Raw genomic sequence first — 20,818 nt, 5'->3', positions numbered from 1 at the left:
CACGCAGGCCGCGCCGCCACGCCGCCTCCCGCTCAGCGCCGATGCGCCGGCGGGATCGAGTAGGTGCCGACCACATGCGCCACCGGCTCCGCGTCGCCCTCGGAGAACAACGCCACCTCGCCCATCGCCAGGGTCTTGCCGACCTTCATCAGCCGGCAGTCGGCGACGATCCGCCGGTCCGCCGCCGGGCGACGCAGGAAGTTGATGGTCAGGCTGGTGGTCACCGCCAGCGGAACGATGCCGATCTCGCCGAGCACCGCCACGTACAGCGCGACATCGGCGATGGCCATCAGGGTCGGCCCGGAAACCGTGCCGCCGGGGCGCAGGTCGCTGGCGTCGACCGCCTGCCAGACCGTGGCGCTACGCTCGCCGACGGCTTCGACCACGACCCGGGTCTGGGGAAATTCGTGCTGGATGAAACGGGCTATCTGCTCTTTCTTGTCGGTCACGGAACTGTCCTTGGCAGTAGGAGGAAGGATACGGCAATCGGATCTAGCGGCCACGCGCCTCGCTCGGCGTCACTCCGTAGCGCGCCTTGAAGGCCCGGGCGAAATGCGCCTGGCTGGAGAAGCCGTGGCGATAGGCGACCTCGGCGACATCCAGGCGCCGGCCCTGGGGCGAAGCGAGCAACTGGCGGGCGCGCTCCAGCCGCCGCTCCTGCAGGTAGCGGCCGGGCGAGCTGCCTTCCTGGGCGAACAGCCGCGCCAGGTGCCGGCTGGAGACACCGGTGGCGGCGGCCACCCGCTCGCAGCTCAGGGCCGGATCGTCGAGGTGCTGCTGGATGTACTGCTTGGCCGCCAGCAGGTAGGAGGCGCTCAACGCGCTGGCGCGGTGCTCGCCGGCATGGTCGCTGATGATGCTCGCCAGCAGGTCGTAGGCCTCCTCCTGGAAACGGGCCGCGCCAGCGCCGTCGGGACGGTCGAAGAAGCCCTGGGCGCGCGTCCCCAGGGTACGCACCAGCAGGCGCTGCACCGGGCTTTCCGCGCCGATCTTCAGCGGTCCCTTGAAATCGCGCAGGCAGCGCTCGGCGAAGTCGTCCTGGGGCATGTCGAAGATGAACTGCCGCATCGGTCCGGAGAAACCGAACAGGTAGGGCTTGTCGGTCCGGTAGATCATCAGCTCGCCCGGCTGCAGCAGGTTGCAGCCATTGTCCTGGTAGAAGAACGACTGGCTGCCGAGCACCAGGGAAACGAAGATCGACTCCTTGGGCACCGCGCGGATCATCGAGCGGTCGCGTTCCACCACGTGCTCGGTGCCGCCGATGCGGGCCATCCGCAGGCGTTCGAGGCAGAGGTTGTCCTGGGTAGCGGCGAAGCCGGCCTGGGAGTACGAGGAACATTTCAGGCCGACCAGGATGGAAGCGTTGTAGTCCTCCCAGAACGCCAGCCGCTGCTCCAGGGGGATGTCCTGGGTGCTGGCCCGCCGGGTTTCGAGCAAGGCATGTGCGGGCATTTTTATTCTTCTCGTCGAACGCTGCGTGGACCACCCGGGGCTCAGGCAAGGCATCCGGGGCCAGGCGCCGCGGTGCCCGGCCAACCTCGGGCGGTCGGACAGTGGCGGCGCTCCTTCATTAACATCTGAATCCTCGCCCCCGTCAATCGCCCGCCGGCCCTCGCCGACGGCGGGCTGGCCAGGTTGGCGCAGCGGCGACGGGCGCGCCAGGCGATGTCCGAAAAGCGCAAGCATCCCGGCCGCCAGGGTCAAACCCGCACGCCCATGCCTGGCTAGAGTCGGCCCGACGACAACAATGACAGAGGCCGCCCCATGCCCGAACTCGCCACCCGTGAATTCTGGAAAGACCTGCAACCGATTCCCGACTGCTTCAAGCCGGACGCCAAGCCCGAGGTCTACCTGCGCAACGCGCCGACCGAGGACGAGCGCCTCTACGTGCCCTTCACCGAGACCGTGAAGTCGCGCCCGCTGTGGATCTCGCCAAGCGAGAACCGCTGGTGCGACATCCTGATGGCGACGAGCGCCGGCCTGGTCAACCGCCACTACCACCCGCACGAGGTGTTCGCCTACACCATCAGCGGCAAGTGGGGCTACCTGGAGCACGACTGGACCGCCACCGCCGGCGACTTCGTCTACGAGACGCCCGGCGAGGGCCATACCCTGGTGGCCTACGAGCACGAGCAGCCGATGCGCGCGTTCTTCATCGTCAAGGGCCCGCTGGTCTGGCTCGACGAGAAGGGCAACGCGGACGGCATCTTCGACGTCCACGACTACATCGCGATGTGCCGCGCCCACTACGACAAGATCGGCGTCGGCGCCGCCTACATCGACTCCCTGTTCCGCTGACCCCGGGCGCGCGCCGCCCATGCGGACGCGCGCCTCCCCGCCGGCCGGCCCGCCCGGCCTGGAGACCGACATGGCGCATAACAACAATTCCGCCAGTTACGAAAACGTCCTGCTCTGCGTGCTGTTCCTGACCTTCGGCTTCGTCTTCTTCGACCGCCTGGCGCTGTCCTTCCTGTTTCCCTTCATGGAACAGGAGCTGCAACTGAGCAACAGCCACCTGGGCATGCTTTCCTCGGTGCTGGCCCTGGCCTGGGCGGTATCCGGCGCGCTGGTCGGCGCCTGGTCCGACCGCCGCGGCCAGCGCAAGCCGCTGCTGATCGTCGCGGTGATCCTGTTCTCGCTGTGCTCGGCGTTGTCCGGGCTGGTCGGCGGCTTCCTCGGCCTGCTGCTGTTCCGCGGCATCATGGGGCTGGCCGAGGGGCCGATCCTGCCGCTCTCGCAATCGCTGATGGTCGAGGCCTCCTCGGCGCATCGCCGCGGCCTCAACATGGGCCTGCTGCAGGGCTCGGCCGCCGGCCTGCTCGGCGCGGTGCTCGGCCCGCCGCTGCTGGTGGCCCTGGCCGAAGCCTTCGGCTGGCGCCACGCCTTCATCGTCTCGCTGTTGCCGGGGCTGCTGATCGCCTGGCTGATCTGGCGCCACGTGCGCCCCGATCCACCCCGCGAACGGGTCCCGGCAATTCACGCGCACGCCGCGAAAGGCAGCCGCCTGGCACTGCTGAAGAGCCGCAACATCCTGCTCTGCACCCTGATCAGCTGCGTATTCGTCACCTGGTTCATCGTGCTGATTTCCTTTACCCCGACCTTTCTGGTCAATGCCCGCGGCTTCAGCCCGGCGACCATGGGCAGGCTGATGAGTTGCCTGGGCGTCGCCTGGGTGATCTGGGGTTTCGCCGTGCCGGCGATCTCCGACCGCCTCGGCCGCCGGCCGACCCTGGTGGCGTTCTCGCTGCTCGCCGCCTGCTGCCCGCTGGCGCTGCTCTACGCGCCGACCGCGACCAGCCTCGGCCTGCTGTTGCTGCTGACCTACACCGGGCTCGGCTGCTTCACCCTGTTCATGGCCACCATCCCGGCGGAAACCGTCTCGCGTACCGCCATCGCCACCGCCCTCGGCCTGATCATGGGCCTGGGCGAACTGATCGGCGGCTTCGTCGCGCCCACCGTCGCCGGTTTCGCCGCCGACCGCTTCGGCCTTTCCGTGGTCATGTGGATGTCCTGCGGCGGCGCCCTGCTCGCCGCCGTCCTCTCGCTGTTCCTGCGCGAAACCGCGCCGGCCGCGCTGGCCCGCCGCGGCACGCCGAACGCTTCCATCCTGCAAGGAAACCAACCATGAACGCACTGCGCTGGCACGCCGCCCGCGACCTTCGCCTGAGCGAGCTGGAACGCCAGGCGCCGCGGCCCGGCGAAGTCGAACTGGAAGTCGCCTACTGCGGCATCTGCGGCAGCGACCTGCATGAATACCAGGACGGCCCGCACTCGATCCCCCACGCCGCTCCCCATCCCCTGTCCGGCTGCCGCGCGCCGCTGACCCTCGGCCACGAATTCTGCGGCGTGGTCGTCGGCCTCGGTCCCGGAGTCGAGGGACTGGCGCTCGGCGAGCGGGTCGCGGTCGAGCCGGAATACCGCTGCGGCGAATGCCGCTATTGCCGCGAAGGCCGCTACAACCTCTGCGAGTCGATGGGTTTCATCGGCCTGATGGGCGACGGCGGCTTCGCCGAGCGCGCGCGGGTGCCGGCCTACATGCTGCATCGCCTGCCGGACACGGTCAGCTTCCGCCAGGCCGCCGTGCTCGAACCGGCCGCCGTGGCCCTGCATGCCCTGCGCCAGAGCAGCCTGGAGGCGGGACAGCGCTGCGCGGTGTTCGGCCTCGGGCCGATCGGTCTGCTGCTGGTGATGCTCGCCCGCCTGCGCGGGATAACGGACATCGCGGCGGTCGACGTCAGTCCCGAACGCCTGGCCCTGGCCAGCGGGTTCGGCGCCAGCCGGGTACTCGACGCCCGCGACGACGGGGTGGCGACGCGCCTGAGCGAGGGCGGCGCGCTCGATTGCGCGTTCGAGGCAGCCGGCAGCCAGGCCAGCCTCGACGCGGCCCTGGCCAGCCTGCGCAAGGGTGGCGAGCTGGTGCTGGTGAGCCTGATGGGCGAGGTCCGGCTGGACGCCTTCGACCTGGTCAACCGCGAACTGCGCCTGCTCGGCAGCGTCGGTTACCGCCACGCCTATCCGGAGCTGATCGCGCTGCTCGCCGAGGGTCGCCTCGACCTGGCCCGCGTGGTGACCCGCAGCGTGTCCCTGGAGCAGGCGGTGGAGCACGGTTTCGAAGCGCTGCTGCGGGACAAGTCGCAGGTCAAGGTACTGGTCAATCCCAACCCGGCCCTGGCCGACGCCTGAAGGAGCATCCGCCCATGGTTTTCCAGAAAGATCTCTACGCCGGCCAGCAGGTGCTGGTCACCGGCGGCAGCTCCGGCATCGGCGCGGCCATCGCCATGCAGTTCGCCGAACTCGGCGCCGAAGTCGTCGCCCTCGGCCTGGATGCCGACGGCGTGCACGCCCCGCGCCACCCGCGGATTCGCCGGGAAGAACTGGACATCACCGACAGCCAGCGCCTGCAACGGCTGTTCGAAGAGCTACCGCGCCTGGATGTGCTGGTGAACAACGCCGGCATCAGCCGCGACCGCGAGGAATACGACCTGGCTACCTTCGAACGGGTGCTGCGCCTCAACCTGAGCGCCGCCATGCTCGCCAGCCAGCTGGCCCGGCCGCTGCTTGCGCAGCGCGGTGGCAGCATCCTCAACATCGCCTCGATGTACAGCACCTTCGGCTCCGCCGACCGCCCGGCCTACAGCGCCAGCAAGGGCGCGATCGTCCAACTGACCAGATCGCTGGCCTGCGAGTACGCCGGCCAGCGCATCCGGGTCAACGCCATCGCCCCCGGCTGGATCGACACGCCGCTGGGCGCCGGGCTCAAGGCCGACGCCGAAGCCACCCGGCGGATCATGCAGCGCACGCCGCTGGCGCGCTGGGGCGCAGCGGCCGAGGTGGCCAGCGCCGCGGCCTTCCTCTGCGGTCCCGGCGCCAGCTTCGTCACCGGCGCCGTGCTGGCGGTGGACGGCGGCTACCTCTGCGCCTGAGCCGCCTTCGCTCCGGATGTACCCGTCCGCTTGGAGCGGACAGCGATTCGCACGACAGAACAACAACAAGACGAGTGCCTTGCCATGAAAACCCTCCGTACCCTGCCGGCGCTGTTCTGCGCCGGTCTCCTCGGCCTGTCCGCGCAGGCCGCCGAAAGTCCCCGCGGCGGTCCGCTGGCCGGTCTCGGCGCACAGCTCGAACGGCATGGCGTGAAGACCCACGCGCAGTTCTGGAGCCTGTCGCTGAAGAACCTCGACACCGGTCCGCGCCCGCACAGCTTCGGCAACAGCGGCGACCTGTTCCTCGGCGCCGATCTCGACCTCGCGACCCTTGCCGGCATCGACGGCGCCTCGCTGCATGTCGAGGAGACCGTGTTCATCCTCGACCGTGGCACCGGCCAGCCCACCGGGCCGAGCTGGCAGGGCGCGGTGGGCAGCTATTTCGGCGGCGCGCCGCTGCACAACGACATCGGCGCCAACCAGCTGAGCCTGCTCACCTGGCAGCAGAAATGGCTGGACGGACGCCTCGCCAGCCACCTCGGACGGACCAATGCGCGGCGCTACTTCCTGGTCTACAACTGCGAGACCGTGGTCACCTGCAACGACCCGGTCATCGACGCCTCCACCGGTATCCTGCCGCCACCCTACGGCGCCTGGGGCGGCTACCTGAAATACCAGGCGACCCCGGCGCTGTACCTGCACGCCGGGGCCTTCGAGTCCAACCCGGTGGATTACCTGAAGAAGCGCCACGGCCTCGACTTCAGCACCGACGACGCCAGCGGCACCAGCCTGCTGCTGGGGATCGGCGACAAGCGCGAGGAAAGCCTCGATCCCTACCGCTCGCACTACGAACTCAACGCCTACCTGAACACCGCCAGCCAGGTCGACCCGCTCACCGGCGCCCGCGACCACGGCAGTGCCGGCGGGTTCTTCAAGTTCCAGCAGCTGTTCTGGCGCGCCGACGGCGGCCGCCTCGACTCGCCACGGGCGCTGGGGATGTTCGGCTCGCTCTCGGTGTCGGCCGACGCCAAGCAGCCGTTCCGCCACTTCGCCGAGCTGGGCCTGACCTACTACGCGCCCTTCGACCGGCCGCTGGACAAGCTCAACCTCAAGGCCAGCTACCTGCGCCTGAACGACCACCAGCTGGAATTCCAGCGCCAGGCGCGAGTCGCCGCCGGCGGCGATCCGCGCCTGGGCCAGCGCGACGTGTACGCCCTGGAAACCAATGCGCACATCGCCCTGACCCCGCACATCGCCCTGGAACCCTCGGTGCAGTACATCTTCAACCCGGACAACTACTACAACCCCGGCGCCCGCGAACTGAGCGGCGACGGTTTCGTCGTCGGCCTGCAACTGATGGTCGACATGGGCTCGCTGCTGGGGCTTTAGCGCGCCGCCTGGCAGCCTCGGTCAATCCCGCCGGCAGGCTGGGACAAGCGGCCGGGCGCGCTTCCCCGTCCAATGGAGTAGCGTCGCGCCCATGGGCGCGGACGAAAAGAACGCCGGGCGAGGCCCGGCAGCACACCCAGAAAGGTGCCGACATGACTTCCACTGCCCGCCGCGCGTTCGACTACATCGTGGTCGGCGCCGGTTCCGCCGGCTGCGTCCTGGCCAACCGGCTGTCCGCCGACCCCGCCGTTTCCGTCTGCCTGGTCGAGGCCGGACCGAGCGACCGCACGCCGCTGCCCGCCGCCTACATCCGCACGCCGGCCGGGATCATCCGCCTGATCGCCAATCCGAAATGGAACTGGATGCACCGTTTCGCCGCCCAGCCCGGCACCGCCGGGCAGCCGATCGCCTGCCCGCGCGGCAAGGTCTGGGGCGGTTCCAGCGCGATCAACGGAATGATCTACATCCGCGGCGACCGCCACGACTACGACCGCTGGGCGGCGTTGGGCAACCGCGGCTGGAGCTACGACGAACTGCTGCCCTATTTCCGCCGCTCGGAACATTTCGAGCCGGGCGAATCCCCCTGGCACGGCCGCGGCGGCGAGCTGAACGTCGCCGAACAGCGTAGCCCGAGCCCGATCAACCAGGTGTTCTTCCAGGCCGCCGAGGAAATGGGCTGGCCCTACAACGCCGACTTCAACGGCGAACGACAGGAAGGCGTCGGACCGTTCCACGTCACCCAGGTCAACGGCGAGCGTTGCAGCGCGGCGCGTGCCTTCCTGCACCCGGCCCTGGCGCGGCCCAACCTCACCGTGCTCAGTCCGGCGCTGACCCTGCGCGTGCTGCTGGAAGGCACCCGCGCCAGCGGCGTGGAGATCAGCCAGGCTGGCGAAGTCGTGCGATTGCAGGCGCGCCGCGAGGTGATCCTCAGCGCCGGCTCGATCAACTCGCCGCAGCTCCTGCTGCTCTCGGGCATCGGCCCGGCGGCGGAACTGGCGCGCCACGGCATCGTCCAGCGCCACGAGCTGCCGGGGGTCGGCGAAAACCTGCAGGACCACCAGGACATCGTGCTGATGTACCGCACCGAGGCCGACCTCGGCTATGGCCTCGGCCTCTCGCCGAGGGGCTGGCTGCCGCTGCTGCGCTCGCCCTGGCAGTACCTGTTCGGCCGGCGCGGGGCGCTGACCTCGAATACCGTCGAGTCCGGCGGCTTCCTCCGCCTCGACCCGCAGGCACCGACCCCGGAGCTCGGCCTGATCGTCGCCCCGGCACTGAAGAACCAGCCGCGGCGGCTGGTCCCCTTCGGCCATGGGGTCAGCCTGCATGTGGCGGTGATGCATCCGCAGAGTCGCGGGAGGATCCGCCTGAACTCGCCGGACCCGCACGACCGGCCGCTGGTCGAGGCCAACTTCCTCAGCCATCCGGCCGACCTCGACACCCTGGTCCAGGGCTTCCAGCTGATCCGCAGGCTGGCCGCCAGCCGCAGCTTCGCCCGCCACCTCAAGGGCGAACTGGTGCCGGGCCCGCAGGTCTCCAGCCGCGGCCAGATCGAGGCCTGGATCCGCGCCAGCCTCGGCACCGTGTTCCATCCGGTGGGCACCTGCAAGATGGGCCACGACGAGCTCGCCGTGGTCGACGACCAGTTGCGCGTGCACGGCCTGGAGGGCCTGCGGGTGGCCGATGCGTCGATCATGCCGACGCTGATCACCGGCAACACCAACGCCCCGGCGATCATGATCGGCGAGAAGGCCGCCGACCTGATCCTCGGCAAGCCGGCGCCGGCGGCGCGCGCCACAGGACAAGCGCTCCGGGAGGCACTCGCCGACGCCTAGCGGGCGCCCCGCCCCATCGGCGGCGATGCGCTGGTCGTCCCCGGCCAGGCCGCCCCCTGGTTCGACCGGCGCAAGCCGATGTTCCAGCCGCCGTCCCACGCCTGGCTAGCCGCCCTGGCTGCAGGCACTGGCGTACTTGCGGTAGGCCAGCGAGTGCAGCTTGCCGGAGGAATCGAGGTAGTCCATCCGCGCATCGACGATCTCGCAGGTGGTCGACGCCTGTTCCTGGGTCGCCACGACCTTGCGCACATCCAGCGGCATGCCGTAGTGGTAGCTTTCGGTCGCCACCGGCGCGGCGGGCTGGGCGGCGAACGCGGGAGCCGCCAGGGCGGCGAACAGGGTGGTGGCGAGCAGGGTGCGAGTCATGGTGGTTCTCCTGGCGGCAGGTCCGCATCGGTGGAAGGCGACGTGCCTTCGTCGATGCCTATTCCAGGCCAGGGAGTTGTCCCGCATGTGTCACCGGAACGCCCGGTTCGTCAGTCGCTGTATCGCCGCCGCCGACCGATACACGCACGTACATTCGCCACGCCCACGGCCACGCGACGAACACGCGCACCGCCAGCTGCCAGCGTCCCGCTCGCGGCAGTGACAGCCGGTTTTTTTGCACGCCCCGGTATTCGCCCCGGTACCGGATACAGTGCAATACAAACCCCGGCAGGCAAGCGCCGCGAGCGCGGATACACTGCTTGCAATCACACCAACCGCCACGGGAGCCGGGCAATGGAGCATGTCGATCACGTCCTGATCGTCGACGATGACCGCGAGATTCGCGAGCTGGTAGGCAATTACCTGAAGAAGAACGGCCTGCGCACCACCATCGTCGCCGATGGCCGGCAGATGCGCGCGTTCCTCGAAGCCAACACGGTGGACCTGATCGTCCTCGACATCATGATGCCCGGCGACGACGGCCTGCTGCTCTGTCGCGAGCTGCGCGTCGGCAAGCACAAGGCCACGCCGGTGCTGATGCTCACCGCGCGCAACGACGAGACCGACCGCATCATCGGCCTGGAGATGGGTGCCGACGACTACCTGACCAAGCCCTTCTCCGCCCGCGAGCTGCTCGCGCGGATCAACGCCGTGCTGCGGCGCACGCGGATGCTGCCGCCGAACCTGACCGTGACCGAAAGCAGCCGCCTGATCGGCTTCGGCCAGTGGCAGCTGGATACCAGCGCGCGCCACCTGCTCGACGGCGCGGGCACCGTGGTCGCCCTCAGCGGCGCCGAGTACCGTCTGCTGCGGGTATTCCTCGACCACCCGCAGCGGGTGCTCAGCCGCGACCAGTTGCTCAACCTGACCCAGGGCCGCGAGGCGGACATCTTCGATCGCTCCATCGACCTGCTGGTCAGCCGTCTGCGCCAACGACTCGGCGACGACGCCCGCGAGCCGGAGTACATCAAGACCGTGCGCAGCGAAGGCTATGTGTTCTCGCTACCGGTACGACTGCTCGAGGCCCATCCATGAAGCTTGCCGTGCCGCGTCCGCGCAGCCTCGCCGCGCGCCTGGCGCTCATTCTCTTCGCCGGGCTGGTGCTGGCCTACGGACTGTCCTTCGCCTCGCAGTTCTACGAGCGCTACCAGACCGCGAAGCACATGATGCTCGACAGCCTCGAACAGGACGTGGCGATCTCGGTGGCCATGCTCGACCGCCTGACGCCCGCCGAGCGCCAGGCCTGGCTGCCGCGCCTGGAGCGACGCACCTACCGCTACCGCCTCGACGCCGGCGAGCCCGGCCAGCCGCTGGCACTGGCCGACGCGCCGGTCGCCGCGCACTCCATCGAGCGCGCCCTCGACGGGCAATACCCCCTGGCCCTGCAGACGGTGACCGACAGCCGACCGCACTTCCAGGTCCGCCTGAGCCTGCGCGACGGCAGCCCGCTGACCATCGATGTCACGCCGGCGCCGGTACCGCTGTCCGGCTGGCTGCCGCTGGTGCTGCTGGTGCAACTGGCCCTCCTGCTGCTCTGCACCGGACTCGCGGTGCGCACCGCCATCGGCCCGCTGACCCGGCTGGTGAAGGCCGTGGAACACCTCGATCCGAATCGTCCCGCACAACCGCTCGCGGAAACCGGCCCACGCGAAGTGGCGCACGCTGCGGCGGCTTTCAACGCCATGCAGGTGCGCATCGCCGAACACCTCAAGGAACGCATGCAACTGCTGGCGGCGATTTCCCACGACCTGCAGACGCCGATCACACGGATGAAGCTGCGCGTCGAGTTCATGGACGCTTCCAGCGACAGGGACAAGCTCTGGAACGATCTCGAAGAAATGCAGCACCTGGTCCGCGAAGGCGTGGCCTACGCCCGCAGCATGCATGGCAGCGCCGAGGCCAGTTGCCGGGTCGATCTCGATGCCTTCCTCGACAGCCTGGTGTTCGATTACCAGGACAGCGGCAAGCAGGTGCAGCTCGACGGTCGCACCGCAGCGGTGATCGACACCCGTCCGCACGCCCTGCGCCGGGTGCTGGTGAACCTGATCGACAACGCGCTGAAGTTCGCCGGCGCCGCGCGCCTGGAAGTGGAGCGCCGCGCCGATGGCGGCACGCGAATCCAGGTGCTGGACAATGGCCCCGGGATTCCCCCCGGGGAACTCGACGAGGTGCTCAAGCCCTTCTACCGGGTGGAGAACTCGCGCAACCGCGACACCGGCGGCACCGGTCTCGGCCTGGCCATCGCCCAGCAACTGACCCTGGCCATCGGCGCTCGCCTGAGCCTGGCCAACCGCCCTGCTGGAGGGCTCTGCGCGCGCATCGAACTGGACGCCTGAGACGCTGGTACAGAGCGATACATAACCGCCCGCGGCGGACACACTGCGGATAAACCCGCTTGCAACACTCCTGGCCACGGGAAGCGGCGGCACATCGCCGAGCCGCTCCCGCCACCAGGAGCCCCACCATGACCACCCGATCCCTGCAATCCCCCTGGCACGGCTGGCGCCTGTTCGCCGTCCTCGCTATCGCCGTGCTCGCCATGACCGCCCTCGTCCTGGCCCTCCAGCCGCAGGCGGTGGAAGGCCTGCGCAGCGCCATCCGCGCCACCGCGCGCAGTTCCTTCGCGCTGTTTCTCGCCGCCTTCCTCGCGTCTTCGCTGGCGATCCTGGTGCCCGGACCGGGTACCCGCGCGCTGCTTCGCGAACGTCGCTACCTGGGCCTGGCCTTTGCCTTTTCCCACGCGGTCCATGCGCTGCTGATCCTGGCCTACTGGAAACTGTACCCGGATACCTTCTGGAATGGCCGTTCGGTGACAGCGAACATCCCCGGCTCGATCGGCTACCTGTTCATCCTCCTGCTCACCCTCACCTCCTTCCGCGCCCCGGCCCGCCTGCTCGGCCCACGCGCCTGGAAAGCCCTGCACTCGACCGGCACCTGGGTGCTGGCGGGGATCTTCTGCCTGTCGTTCTTCAAGCGCATCCCCATGGGCGGCTGGTACGCGCTGGCATTCGCCACGATCTTCTCCGCCATCGTCCTCAAGCTCACCGCCAAGCTCGCCGTGCGCCTGCGTCGTCGCGACGCCCAGCCTGCCTGACCCATCCAGCCCCTTCTACGAGACATCGATCATGCAAGCATCCGACCTGCGCGCCTGGCGCCTCCCCTTCGTCCTGCTCGACCGCTGCGGCGGCTGGTGCGCCGACCTGTCCCTGCGATTGTTCCTGGCCTGGGAGTTCTTCGAGTCCGGCTGGGAAAAGTGGAACGGCGAGAACTGGTTCGGCGACATCCAGTCGGCCTTCCCGTTCCCCTTCGACCGCCTGCCCGCCGTCCTCAACTGGGAACTGTCGATGTGGGCCGAACTGCTCGGCGCGCTGTTGCTCCTGCTCGGCCTCGGTACCCGCCTGAGCGCCCTGGTGCTGATCGTCGTCACCCTGGTGGCGACCGCCGCCGTACACTGGCCGGCCGAGTGGTCGAGCCTGGCGGAACTGGCCCGCGGTTACTCGATCACCGACCACGGCTTCGGCAATTTCAAGCTCCCGGCGATCTACCTGGCGGCACTGCTGCCGCTGCTGTTGGCGGGAGCGGGGAAGCTGAGCCTCGACCATTGGCTCGGGCGACGCCTGGGCCTGTCCCGCTAGGAATCGGCCAGCCACGAAAAACCCCGGAAGGCGATCGCCTCCGGGGTTTTTCTTCGTCGGGACAGCCAGCCAGGGCCAACCCGCGCACCGCGTAGGGCGAATAGCGCCGACGGCGCTATCCGCCGATGCACCGGACCCGCCACGGCGGATAACCGCAGGCGGACATACGCCCTGCGCCAGGGCAGCGTCGTCATTCGCCCGCCGGATCGCGATCCAGGGTTCCGAGCACGATACCCTGGGTCCGCAACTCTTCCAGCAACGCCAGCCCCGCCGCGTCGAAGGTTCCGGGCGCGCGCCCCGCTTCGAGCGCCAGCGCCGCCAGATGCTCGCGCCCGCTCAGGCGCCGGCTCGCCAGTGACACCAGCAGGCGATAGGCCAGCGGGGTCAGGCGCGCGGTGTGCACGCGATGCGAGGAGTCGCGACGCATCAGCAGCAGAGTCGGTGCCGCTGCCGGTTCGCCAGGATCCGCGTCGAGGTCATGCACCGCCCAGCGATAGCCGAGCGGCAACGCCAGGCTCGACAACAGCGGCACCTCGTCCAGCAGCTCGCCATCAGGCCGGTGCGGCGGGTCGTCCGGCTCGGCCAGATAGAGGCGCGTCTCGCTCCACTCGAAATGGGCCAGCTCCGCCTGCCAGGCCTGGTCGGCCCCGACGTTCGCCTGCAAGTAGTCGACGAACACCCCTGCGATGCGGGTGAACAGTGGGGTATGGCTTCTCTCCTCGCGATAGAACTCACGCACCCGGCCATGCCAGTCCGGGTCGCCAAGCAGTCCGCGCAAACGCGGGAAGCCGCTGGCGAGAACCCCTTCGATGGCGTTGTAGAACAGCTCGCGGTAGACCCGCAGGCACCGCTCTTCGAGACCCGGCGGCGGCGCGTTGCCAAGCGGGTCGCGCAGGTGCCTGGCGAGGCTGAACTGCTGTTGGCGCAGGCGCTCATCCATGACGGCGCCCCTCTTCGCGTTGCCATTGGCGGATCTGCTCCACTTCCCGCAGCAGTTCGCCCAGTGGCGGATAGTTGAAGTCCCGCTCGAGCAGGGTCGGGCGCACGCCGAAGCGCCGGTAGGCGGCGCCGAGCAGGGACCAGACGCCGGGCTTCACGGCGGCGCCGTGAGTGTCGATCTTCAGGTCCGGCGCCTCGTCGTAGTGCCCCGCCACATGGTAGGCGGCGACCCGCCCGGGCGGCAGCCGGGCGAGGAACTCGAAGGCGTCGTAGCCATGGTTGCAGGCGTTGACGAACAGGTTGTTGACGTCCAGCAGCAGGTCGCAGTCGGCCTCGTCGAGTACCGCGTTGACGAACTCGATCTCGCTGATCTCCCGGTACGGCGCGGCATAGTAGGAAATGTTCTCCACCGCGATGCGCCGCTCCAGCCGTTCCTGCGCCTCGCGAATGCGCGCGGCGACATGGCGCACCGCAGCCTCGGTGAACGGCAGCGGCAACAGGTCGTAGAGATGGCCATCGTCGGAACAGTAGCTGAGGTGCTCGCTGTACAACGCTACCCGGTGGCGGTCGAGGAAGCGCCGGGTCTGTCCGAGGAAGGCGCCGTCCAGCGGCGCGGGACCGCCGAGGGACAACGACAGGCCGTGGCAGGTCAGCGGAAAGCGCTCCACCAGGCGCTCCAGGTCGGCGCCGAAGGCACCGCCGACGCCGATCCAGTTGTCCGGCGCGCATTCGAGGAAGTCCACCGCGCCAGCCTCCATCGCCAACAGTTGGGGCAGCAGGCCGCGCCTCAGGCCGAGGCCGGCGGCATTGTCGATCAGGGTCATGGGATCGCTCCGGAAACGGCGACGCCCCCGCTTTCCCGGAGGAAAGAGAGGGCGCCGCCAGGGTGAGGGAAGGTTCAGTGCCGGCCTTGTTCCAGCCTGCTGAACAGCCCTGCGGGCATCGGCTTGCCGTTGGCCTCGTAGGTCTTGCGCAGGTGCTCGTAGGCCTCGGCTTCGGAAATGAAGCCATCGTGGTCGGTGTCGATGCTGTCGAACTCGCCGGCACGCTCCTTGGCCACCGCGAGAAACTCGGCGCGCGAAACCTTGCCATCGTGGTCGGTATCGGTACGGGCGAACGAGGCGTCACCGCACTTGCCCTCTCCGCACTTGCCTTCGGCGCCAGCCTTGGCCGAGGCCTGCGCCCCGCCGCTGCCGCACTTGCCCTCGCCACACTTGCCTTCGCCGGCGCTGGCCGCCGCCAGTTGCAGGCCCTGCCCGAGCGGCTCGACGGCGAACGCCGAACCACCGAGCAGCATTCCCCCCACCAGCACGGCGCCGAGCAGGCTGGCGGAAGTCTTTTGACGCGAATCGAAAACGGACATGCTTCTTCTCCACAGTGAACGCGGCCGGGCCGCAGGCGCGGCGCCGCCTTCGGCGCCGGTTCGAACCGGGCGGCGGGACCTTGTCTGGCCGACTCGCCCGTCCCGGTTCGGACGGGCCCATTTCGCCTGGAAGATGTATCGGCGATGTATCGCCCGGCGCATCGATTTGTACCCCGCTCGTATCGGCGCTGGGCGCAGATACAGAGCGATACGCGGCGAACGCCGCGACCGGCCGTCTCGCCATGCCGGGAAGTGGCGGATAACGCTCGTTTCCGCCGGAGCAACTCGGCTACCGTATGGAGACAGCCCCCTGGGCCTGCCACGAGATCACCTCCATCGTGCTGAAACGCATTCCGGTCACCCAGCTTCGCCCCGGCATGTTCATCCAGAGCCTGTGCGGCTCCTGGCTGGACCATCCGTTCTGGAAAAGAGGCAGCTTCCTGCTCGATAACCAGGCCGACCTGCAACGCCTGCGCGAAAGCGCGGTGAAAGAGGTCTGGATCGATGTCGGCAAGGGCCTCGACCTGCCCACCGAAGCCGCCGCGGCGGCGGCCGTGCTGCCGGTGACCATGCCGGCCGCGCCAGCGCCGGCGCGGGTCGCCCTGGAGGAAGAAATCCGCCAGGCCGCCCTGCTCTGTGGCAAGGCCAAGCGCGCGGTGGTCAGCATGTTCCGCGACGCGCGCATGGGCCAGGCCATCGACACCGCGCATGCCGCCGCGCTGGTGGACGACATCTCCGCCTCGGTGCTGCGCCACCCCAACGCCCTGGTCAGCCTGGTGCGGCTGAAGACTTCGGACGAGTACACCTACATGCACTCGGTGGCGGTCTGCGCCCTCATGATCGCCCTCGCCCGCCAGCTCGACCTGGCCGAGCCGCTGGTGCGCGAAGCGGGGCTCGCCGGGTTGCTCCACGACATCGGCAAGATGGCGGTGCCGGAACCGATCCTGAGCAAACCCGGCAAGCTCACCGAACAGGAGTTCGGCCTGGTCCGCCGGCATCCGCAGAACGGCGCGCGGATGCTGCTCGATTGCCGCCAGGTCAGCGCCCTGGTGGTGGATGTCTGCCTGCACCACCATGAACGCGTCGACGGCACCGGCTACCCCTTCGGCCTGGCCGAAGAGCAGATCAGCCTGCTGGCGCGAATGGGCGCGGTCTGCGACGTCTACGACGCGCTCACCTCCGACCGCCCCTACAAGAAGGGCTGGAACGCCGCCGAGGCGATCCGGCGCATGGCCGAATGGAACGGGCACTTCGACCCGCAGGTGTTCCGCGCCTTCGTCAAGGCGGTGGGCATCTACCCGGTCGGCGTACTGGTCCGGCTGGAAAGCGGGCGCCTCGGCGTGGTCCTCGAACAACACGGTCGCTCGCTGCTGACGCCACGGGTCAGGGTATTCTTCTCGGCCCGCTCGAAGGTGCCGATCCCACAACAGGTGGTGGACCTCGGTCAGGCCGGGCAGACCGACCGGATCGTCGGTTTCGAGCCGGCGGAGGCGTGGAACTTCCGCAATCTCGATGAGTTGTGGACGGGGCTGCCCGGCAGCGGCGGATCGTATTTCGACACGGGAACGGGGAAACCGTAGACGCCTTCCGCCGGCGACGCCGGGACGCCGCTCCCGTAGGACGCATAACGCGAAGCGTTATCCGCCGTTTCGCCGCAGCCATCGCCTGCTCCCGATTGCTTCAAGCGCGCCATCGTCAATACTGCTGGCGATCCGCCGACAATCTTCAAGAGGCCATATGAGCCCGCTCCTGAAGACCATCGAAGAGCACAGCAAAAATGGCTGTGCTCAATCCAAAGCGCTGCTTGCCCTGCGGTCCGCAGGCGCCGATCTGAGGCTTTCCCCGAGGAAGGCTGGCCGCCTATGCGAACTTGCCGTCGTTGCCGCGGCAGGGAAAGAAGGCATGCTGGAGAGCGAGATCGTTGCGGCACGCCGGGCGTATACCGCCAGCCTGGGGCTGACGCTTGACGGACCGACCAGCAACGCTGACGAGCCACGCCATATCCGCCATGCTGTCAGCGACTCCAATCACAACCCCGACGCCAGGAACCGTATCAATCTCGGAAATGCCATCGCGTACAAAAAAGAGTCCGAACAGGAAGATCGCTTCTTCCTTACTATTCCAAACGCTGGTTAAGCGCTATCTCTTACCGACTTCGGCAGAAGCCTGTTCCAGCAACCACTCCCTGAACGCCAGCATGGCCCCGGTCTCCCCCCGCGACTGCAAGCGCGTCAGCCAGTAGCTGCCGGTGCTCACCTCGGTGGCGAACGGCCGCCGGATGCTTTCGCTGGCCAGTTGCCGGACGAACATCGCCGCCGGCGCCAGGGCCACCCCGACACCCTGCCGCGCCGCCTCGAGCATGGCCAGGGAGGTGTCGAAGACCATGCTGCGGGTCAGCGGCACATGCGCCGGCAGGCCGGCGGCCTGGAACCACAGCGGCCATTCGTCGGCGCGGTAGGAGCGCAGCAGGGTGTGTTGCAGCAGGTCGGCGGGGCTGCGCAACCGGGTCGCCAGCTCGGCGCAGCAGAGCACCGTCAGCGGCGCCTCGAACAGGGCCAGCGCCTCGGTGCCGTGCCAGGCACCGCCGCCGAAACGGATCGCGTAGTCGAGGCCCTCGGCGGCGATATCGACACGGTTGTTGTGGGTCGACAGGCGCAGGTCGATGAATGGATGGCGCGCCTGGAAGTCCGCGAGACGCGGCAACAGCCAGCCGACGGTGAAGGTGCCGACCGCGCCGACGGTGAGCACGTCGCGATAGTGGCCGCCCTCGAAACGCTCCAGCAGCCCGGCGATGCGGTCGAAGGAGTCGCACAGCACCGGCAGCAGGCTTTCGCCTTCATGGGTCAGCATCAGCCCGCGCGGCAGACGCTTGAACAGGGTCACGCCGAGACGCTCCTCGAGACTCTTCACCTGGTGGCTGACCGCCGCCTGGGTCACGCACAGCTCGATGGCCGCGCGGGTGAAGCTCAGGTGCCGGGCGGAAGCCTCGAAGGCCCGCAGGGCGTTCAGCGGCAAGTGCGGTCGAACCATGTCTGCTCCAAATTTTTCTAATGGCTACTGCGAGTATTCATCGTTTGCCCAACGAGCCGCGCAAGCCTAGATTTTCCTCGCCCGCCGACGAAGGAGCGCTCCCGGGGCGGTTTTCCCTGCAGCCAACGACATAGGACGCCAATCCCCATGCGCCATGCGACAATCCTCAACCTGTGCGGCCTCGCCGCTTCCACCCTGTTCTTCGCGACAACATCGGCCTTCGCCACGGAGGCGCCGGCGGAGCGCCTGAAGGCTCTGGTGGACGCCGCCGTGCAACCGGTCATGAAGGCCAATGATATCCCGGGACTGGCCGTCGCCATCACTCTCAAGGGCGAACCGCATTACTTCAGTTATGGGGTGGCCTCGAAGGAGGACGCCCGCAAGGTGACCCCCGAGACCCTGTTCGAGATCGGCTCGGTGAGCAAGACCTTCACCGCCACCCTCGCCGGCTACGCCCTGGCCCAGGACAAGATGCGCCTCGACGACCGCGCCAGCCGGCACTGGCCCGCCCTGCAGGGCAGCCGCTTCGACGGTATCAGCCTGCTCGACCTCGGCACCTACAGCGCTGGCGGCCTGCCGCTACAGTTCCCCGATGCGGTGCAGAAGGATCCGGCGCAGATCCGCGACTACTACCGCCAGTGGCAACCGACCTACGCCCCGGGCAGCCACCGCCAGTACTCCAACCCGAGCATCGGTCTGTTCGGCTATCTCGCCGCGCGCAGCCTGGGCCAGCCATTCGAGCGCAGCATGGAACGGCAGCTGTTCCCGGCGCTCGGCCTGGAGCACACCTTTATCCGGGTGCCCGCCGCGCAGCAGGGGCTGTACGCCCAGGGCTACGGCAAGGACGACCGCCCGCTGCGGGTCGGACCCGGTCCGCTGGACGCCGAGGCCTACGGGCTGAAGTCCAGCGCTGCGGACCTGCTGCGCTTCGTCGAGGCCAACCTGCACCCCGAGCGCCTGGAGAAGCCCTGGGCGCAGGCCCTCGACGCCACCCATCGCGGCTACTACAAGGTGGGCGACATGACCCAGGGCCTGGGCTGGGAAGCCTACGACTGGCCGATCGACCTGAAGCGCCTGCAGGCGGGCAACTCGGCGCCGATGGCGCTGCAGGCGCACAAGGTCGCCAGGTTGCCGGCGCCGCAAGCCCTGGACGGCCAGCGCCTGCTGAACAAGACCGGCTCCACCAACGGTTTCGGCGCCTACCTGGCGTTCATCCCGGGACGCGACGTCGGCCTGGTGATCCTGGCCAATCGCAACTACCCCAATGCCGAGCGGGTGAAGATCGCCTACGCCATCCTCAGCGGCCTGGAACAGCAGGCCAAGGTACCGCTGGTGCGCTGAGCCCTCTCGCGCGACGATGGCGCGTTGCGGCACGGAGCGCCGGTCATGGCTATGATGGAGCCATGACCCTCTCCCCGCCCCTCCGCCAGCCCTGCCCGCCCGGCGCCTGCGTCTGCGAACGCGAGCGCCTGGAGGCACCCGGCTCGGACCGCCGCATCCTCCTCCTGACCCGCCAGGAAGAACAGCGCCTGCTGGCGCGCCTGGAGGTCCTGCGCAGCCTGGATGACCTGCAGCACCTGCTGCGGCGCATGGAAGACCAGTTGGGCATCCGCCTGCGGATCGCCCCGGCGTTCGGCGAAGTGCGTAGCATGCGCGGCATCCGCATGCATTTCGAGGAACAGCCGGGGCTCTGCCGCAAGACCCGCCAGGCGATTCCCGCCGCCATCCGCCGTGGCCTGGAGAAACGCCCGGAAATCGCCTACGCCCTGCTCAACGCCCACGACCTGCTGCGCGACGCCTGAACGGCACGGCAGCGGATCCGGGCCATTGCACCGATGCAGCCCTATGGATTTCCTGGTTGTCGCTATGGCGGTGAACCCGGCCGCACCCACGGCGACGTCATGCCGGGCGTTTCCTAGTTGGGCTCCTCGTTCTCGTCGAGCAGGCGGGTCGGGGCGAGGATGCTGAGCGCCGATTGCAGGCGCGCTTTCGCGCTCTCGAACAACTGGCCGCGTGGCGCCTGGGCGTCCAGGTACAGCGTGGCGTTGCGTGGGAACCAGTTGGCCTGCGAGGCGGGCAGCAGCGGGATGAAGCGGAGGGACGTTCTGTGACGGAAGGGGTGGACGTATCATTCGGCTTAGCCATGGGTCAGCTCCTATTAAGCTGGGTTGTGGTTAGCGGGTCGTGGGTGTTGCAAGCACCTGCGGCCCGTGTCGTTTCGGGCGCTGGAACGCATCTTGGAAGATGGTCTTGGCGACCCCTCCATCATCCTCCTACTGGGTTTTTCTCCAATTCCTGGGCGTCCGAGAGAGGCTGGGGAAATGTCCGGGGGAGTTGTCCGGCGTTTCCAGGGCATGTAGGGCGAACAACGCCGTGGGCGTTATCCACCGATACCCCGGATAAGCGGCGGTTAACCGCAAGCGGTTATTCACCCTACGAACCCGACATCGGAGTGTGGAGGCGGCGAACCCGCCCCGTCAGGAGGCCGAGCGGAGTCGTCGTGGAGGGGGTTGAGCGACGGTGATGCCGCGAAAGCCGCCTTGGTCCAGGACGGACCGTGGCGGCGGGCCCCCGGCGCGGCGGTGGAGCGAGGGCACGCCAGTCGCCTAGCGGCTGGGGCGAGTCTTTCGGTTCCTTTTGGACGCTTGCAAAAGGAACTCGCCCGGGGGGGCGAAACAGGAAGTCGAGGCAGGCACGACAAGCAGCCAGATCACCCAGCCTGAAGCACACTCAGGCTTGAAGCTGCATCCTCCCCCTGTGTCACTGCCGTGCAGGCAGCGA

At 68.6% G+C, this 20,818-nt stretch carries 21 protein-coding genes; 14 read left to right on the top strand and 7 right to left on the bottom strand.

What is annotated here, in order from left to right; genetic code table 11:
* Positions 1–32: 32 nt before the first annotated feature.
* Both PSPA7_RS04785 and PSPA7_RS04780 read right to left on the bottom strand, forming a co-directional pair.
* Positions 33–449, bottom strand: coding sequence for a PaaI family thioesterase (locus PSPA7_RS04785; protein ID WP_003157014.1), 417 nt, complete (start codon positions 447–449; stop codon positions 33–35).
* Positions 450–492: 43 nt separating this feature from the next.
* Entirely contained in the window at positions 493–1,452 is a 960-nt protein-coding gene (locus PSPA7_RS04780; protein ID WP_012074346.1) for an AraC family transcriptional regulator, read from the bottom strand.
* Positions 1,453–1,764: 312 nt separating this feature from the next.
* Here PSPA7_RS04780 and PSPA7_RS04775 point away from each other — a divergent pair, with 312 nt between their 5' ends.
* From PSPA7_RS04775 to PSPA7_RS04750, 6 genes are all read left to right on the top strand, one after another.
* On the top strand, positions 1,765–2,298 hold the full coding sequence (locus tag PSPA7_RS04775; protein ID WP_003093399.1) for a 2,4'-dihydroxyacetophenone dioxygenase family protein: 534 nt from the start codon (positions 1,765–1,767) through the stop codon (positions 2,296–2,298).
* A gap of 70 nt (positions 2,299–2,368) precedes the next feature.
* Positions 2,369–3,628 carry an MFS transporter gene (locus PSPA7_RS04770; protein WP_012074344.1) on the top strand — a complete coding sequence of 420 codons (1,260 nt, stop codon included), beginning with the start codon at positions 2,369–2,371 and terminating at the stop codon, positions 3,626–3,628.
* A complete protein-coding gene (locus PSPA7_RS04765; RefSeq protein WP_012074343.1) occupies positions 3,625–4,683 on the top strand; it encodes a 2,3-butanediol dehydrogenase in 1,059 nt (352 codons plus the stop codon). The genes PSPA7_RS04770 and PSPA7_RS04765 overlap by 4 nt, the downstream gene beginning before the upstream one ends.
* Before the next feature lie 14 nt (positions 4,684–4,697).
* A complete protein-coding gene (locus PSPA7_RS04760) occupies positions 4,698–5,423 on the top strand; it encodes an SDR family NAD(P)-dependent oxidoreductase (protein WP_012074342.1) in 726 nt (241 codons plus the stop codon).
* 84 nt (positions 5,424–5,507) lie between these two features.
* Positions 5,508–6,812 (top strand): carbohydrate porin, encoded by a 1,305-nt coding sequence (locus PSPA7_RS04755; protein ID WP_003157626.1) that lies wholly within the window; start codon positions 5,508–5,510, stop codon positions 6,810–6,812.
* Between the two features lie 152 nt (positions 6,813–6,964).
* Complete coding sequence (locus PSPA7_RS04750) at positions 6,965–8,644, top strand: GMC family oxidoreductase (protein ID WP_012074339.1); 1,680 nt, start codon at positions 6,965–6,967, stop codon at positions 8,642–8,644.
* A 105-nt stretch (positions 8,645–8,749) separates the two neighbouring features.
* Here PSPA7_RS04750 and PSPA7_RS04745 read toward each other — a convergent pair whose 3' ends face one another.
* A complete protein-coding gene (locus PSPA7_RS04745; RefSeq protein WP_012074338.1) occupies positions 8,750–9,010 on the bottom strand; it encodes a DUF2790 domain-containing protein in 261 nt (86 codons plus the stop codon).
* A 354-nt stretch (positions 9,011–9,364) separates the two neighbouring features.
* Here PSPA7_RS04745 and bfmR point away from each other — a divergent pair, with 354 nt between their 5' ends.
* From bfmR to PSPA7_RS04725, 4 genes are all read left to right on the top strand, one after another.
* A complete protein-coding gene (bfmR, locus tag PSPA7_RS04740) occupies positions 9,365–10,105 on the top strand; it encodes a two-component system response regulator BfmR (RefSeq protein WP_012074337.1) in 741 nt (246 codons plus the stop codon).
* Positions 10,102–11,406 carry a sensor histidine kinase gene (locus PSPA7_RS04735; RefSeq protein ID WP_012074336.1) on the top strand — a complete coding sequence of 435 codons (1,305 nt, stop codon included), beginning with the start codon at positions 10,102–10,104 and terminating at the stop codon, positions 11,404–11,406. The genes bfmR and PSPA7_RS04735 overlap by 4 nt, the downstream gene beginning before the upstream one ends.
* 128 nt (positions 11,407–11,534) lie before the next feature.
* On the top strand, positions 11,535–12,164 hold the full coding sequence (locus PSPA7_RS04730; protein ID WP_012074335.1) for a ferric reductase-like transmembrane domain-containing protein: 630 nt from the start codon (positions 11,535–11,537) through the stop codon (positions 12,162–12,164).
* A 31-nt stretch (positions 12,165–12,195) separates the two neighbouring features.
* The gene (locus tag PSPA7_RS04725; protein ID WP_012074334.1) at positions 12,196–12,705 is read left to right on the top strand and encodes an HvfX family Cu-binding RiPP maturation protein; all 510 of its coding nucleotides are present in this window, start codon (positions 12,196–12,198) and stop codon (positions 12,703–12,705) included.
* Between the two features lie 190 nt (positions 12,706–12,895).
* Here the strand turns inward: PSPA7_RS04725 and PSPA7_RS04720 are convergent, their stop codons facing one another.
* The 3 genes from PSPA7_RS04720 to PSPA7_RS04710 all read right to left on the bottom strand — a co-directional run bounded on the left by PSPA7_RS04720 (position 12,896) and on the right by PSPA7_RS04710 (position 15,007).
* The gene (locus PSPA7_RS04720; RefSeq protein WP_012074333.1) at positions 12,896–13,645 is read right to left on the bottom strand and encodes an HvfC family RiPP maturation protein; all 750 of its coding nucleotides are present in this window, start codon (positions 13,643–13,645) and stop codon (positions 12,896–12,898) included.
* Positions 13,638–14,468, bottom strand: a complete 831-nt coding sequence (locus PSPA7_RS04715) for an HvfB family MNIO-type RiPP peptide maturase (protein WP_012074332.1) — start codon at positions 14,466–14,468, stop codon at positions 13,638–13,640. Before PSPA7_RS04715 ends, PSPA7_RS04720 begins: the two co-directional genes overlap by 8 nt.
* Positions 14,469–14,542: 74 nt before the next feature.
* Complete coding sequence (locus tag PSPA7_RS04710) at positions 14,543–15,007, bottom strand: HvfA family oxazolone/thioamide-modified RiPP metallophore (RefSeq protein ID WP_003157571.1); 465 nt, start codon at positions 15,005–15,007, stop codon at positions 14,543–14,545.
* A gap of 338 nt (positions 15,008–15,345) precedes the next feature.
* Between PSPA7_RS04710 and PSPA7_RS04705 the strand changes: the two genes are divergently transcribed.
* On the top strand, positions 15,346–16,587 hold the full coding sequence (locus PSPA7_RS04705; RefSeq protein ID WP_033998394.1) for a cyclic di-GMP phosphodiesterase: 1,242 nt from the start codon (positions 15,346–15,348) through the stop codon (positions 16,585–16,587).
* Positions 16,588–16,744: 157 nt separating this feature from the next.
* Positions 16,745–17,143 (top strand): hypothetical protein, encoded by a 399-nt coding sequence (locus PSPA7_RS32370; protein ID WP_171941851.1) that lies wholly within the window; start codon positions 16,745–16,747, stop codon positions 17,141–17,143.
* A 3-nt stretch (positions 17,144–17,146) separates the two neighbouring features.
* Here PSPA7_RS32370 and ampR read toward each other — a convergent pair whose 3' ends face one another.
* Positions 17,147–18,037, bottom strand: coding sequence for a LysR family transcriptional regulator AmpR (ampR, locus tag PSPA7_RS04695; RefSeq protein ID WP_012074329.1), 891 nt, complete (start codon positions 18,035–18,037; stop codon positions 17,147–17,149).
* 147 nt (positions 18,038–18,184) lie between these two features.
* On the opposite strand from ampR, the gene PSPA7_RS04690 reads away from it, so the two are divergent.
* Together PSPA7_RS04690 and PSPA7_RS04685 are read left to right on the top strand one after the other, a co-directional pair.
* A complete protein-coding gene (locus PSPA7_RS04690) occupies positions 18,185–19,378 on the top strand; it encodes a class C beta-lactamase PDC-33 (RefSeq protein WP_012074328.1) in 1,194 nt (397 codons plus the stop codon).
* A gap of 62 nt (positions 19,379–19,440) precedes the next feature.
* Positions 19,441–19,839: a hypothetical protein gene (locus PSPA7_RS04685; protein ID WP_003157568.1), complete on the top strand. Its 399-nt coding sequence runs from the start codon at positions 19,441–19,443 to the stop codon at positions 19,837–19,839.
* The last annotated feature ends 979 nt before the right edge of the window (positions 19,840–20,818 follow it).

Origin of the sequence: Pseudomonas paraeruginosa PA7 (assembly GCF_000017205.1) — a bacterium.
Taxonomy (GTDB): Bacteria; Pseudomonadota; Gammaproteobacteria; order Pseudomonadales; family Pseudomonadaceae; genus Pseudomonas; species Pseudomonas paraeruginosa.
The sequence above is the reverse complement of the archived record's forward strand: the minus strand, read 5'-3'. Positions and strand labels throughout refer to the sequence as shown.

Excerpts from the sequence above, each read along its gene's own strand:
- PSPA7_RS04710 (WP_003157571.1), bottom strand. The coding sequence starts at position 15,007 with ATGTCCGTTTTCGATTCGCGTCAAAAGACTTCCGCCAGCCTGCTCGGC.
- PSPA7_RS04745 (WP_012074338.1), bottom strand. The coding sequence starts at position 9,010 with ATGACTCGCACCCTGCTCGCCACCACCCTGTTCGCCGCCCTGGCGGCT.
- PSPA7_RS04730 (WP_012074335.1), top strand. The coding sequence starts at position 11,535 with ATGACCACCCGATCCCTGCAATCCCCCTGGCACGGCTGGCGCCTGTTC.
- PSPA7_RS04750 (WP_012074339.1), top strand. The coding sequence starts at position 6,965 with ATGACTTCCACTGCCCGCCGCGCGTTCGACTACATCGTGGTCGGCGCC.
- bfmR (WP_012074337.1), top strand. The coding sequence starts at position 9,365 with ATGGAGCATGTCGATCACGTCCTGATCGTCGACGATGACCGCGAGATT.
- PSPA7_RS04715 (WP_012074332.1), bottom strand. The coding sequence starts at position 14,468 with ATGACCCTGATCGACAATGCCGCCGGCCTCGGCCTGAGGCGCGGCCTG.
- PSPA7_RS04735 (WP_012074336.1), top strand. The coding sequence starts at position 10,102 with ATGAAGCTTGCCGTGCCGCGTCCGCGCAGCCTCGCCGCGCGCCTGGCG.
- PSPA7_RS04770 (WP_012074344.1), top strand. The coding sequence starts at position 2,369 with ATGGCGCATAACAACAATTCCGCCAGTTACGAAAACGTCCTGCTCTGC.
- PSPA7_RS04760 (WP_012074342.1), top strand. The coding sequence starts at position 4,698 with ATGGTTTTCCAGAAAGATCTCTACGCCGGCCAGCAGGTGCTGGTCACC.
- PSPA7_RS04725 (WP_012074334.1), top strand. The coding sequence starts at position 12,196 with ATGCAAGCATCCGACCTGCGCGCCTGGCGCCTCCCCTTCGTCCTGCTC.
- ampR (WP_012074329.1), bottom strand. The coding sequence starts at position 18,037 with ATGGTTCGACCGCACTTGCCGCTGAACGCCCTGCGGGCCTTCGAGGCT.
- PSPA7_RS04755 (WP_003157626.1), top strand. The coding sequence starts at position 5,508 with ATGAAAACCCTCCGTACCCTGCCGGCGCTGTTCTGCGCCGGTCTCCTC.
- PSPA7_RS32370 (WP_171941851.1), top strand. The coding sequence starts at position 16,745 with ATGAGCCCGCTCCTGAAGACCATCGAAGAGCACAGCAAAAATGGCTGT.
- PSPA7_RS04720 (WP_012074333.1), bottom strand. The coding sequence starts at position 13,645 with ATGGATGAGCGCCTGCGCCAACAGCAGTTCAGCCTCGCCAGGCACCTG.
- PSPA7_RS04775 (WP_003093399.1), top strand. The coding sequence starts at position 1,765 with ATGCCCGAACTCGCCACCCGTGAATTCTGGAAAGACCTGCAACCGATT.
- PSPA7_RS04685 (WP_003157568.1), top strand. The coding sequence starts at position 19,441 with ATGACCCTCTCCCCGCCCCTCCGCCAGCCCTGCCCGCCCGGCGCCTGC.
- PSPA7_RS04765 (WP_012074343.1), top strand. The coding sequence starts at position 3,625 with ATGAACGCACTGCGCTGGCACGCCGCCCGCGACCTTCGCCTGAGCGAG.
- PSPA7_RS04690 (WP_012074328.1), top strand. The coding sequence starts at position 18,185 with ATGCGCCATGCGACAATCCTCAACCTGTGCGGCCTCGCCGCTTCCACC.
- PSPA7_RS04780 (WP_012074346.1), bottom strand. The coding sequence starts at position 1,452 with ATGCCCGCACATGCCTTGCTCGAAACCCGGCGGGCCAGCACCCAGGAC.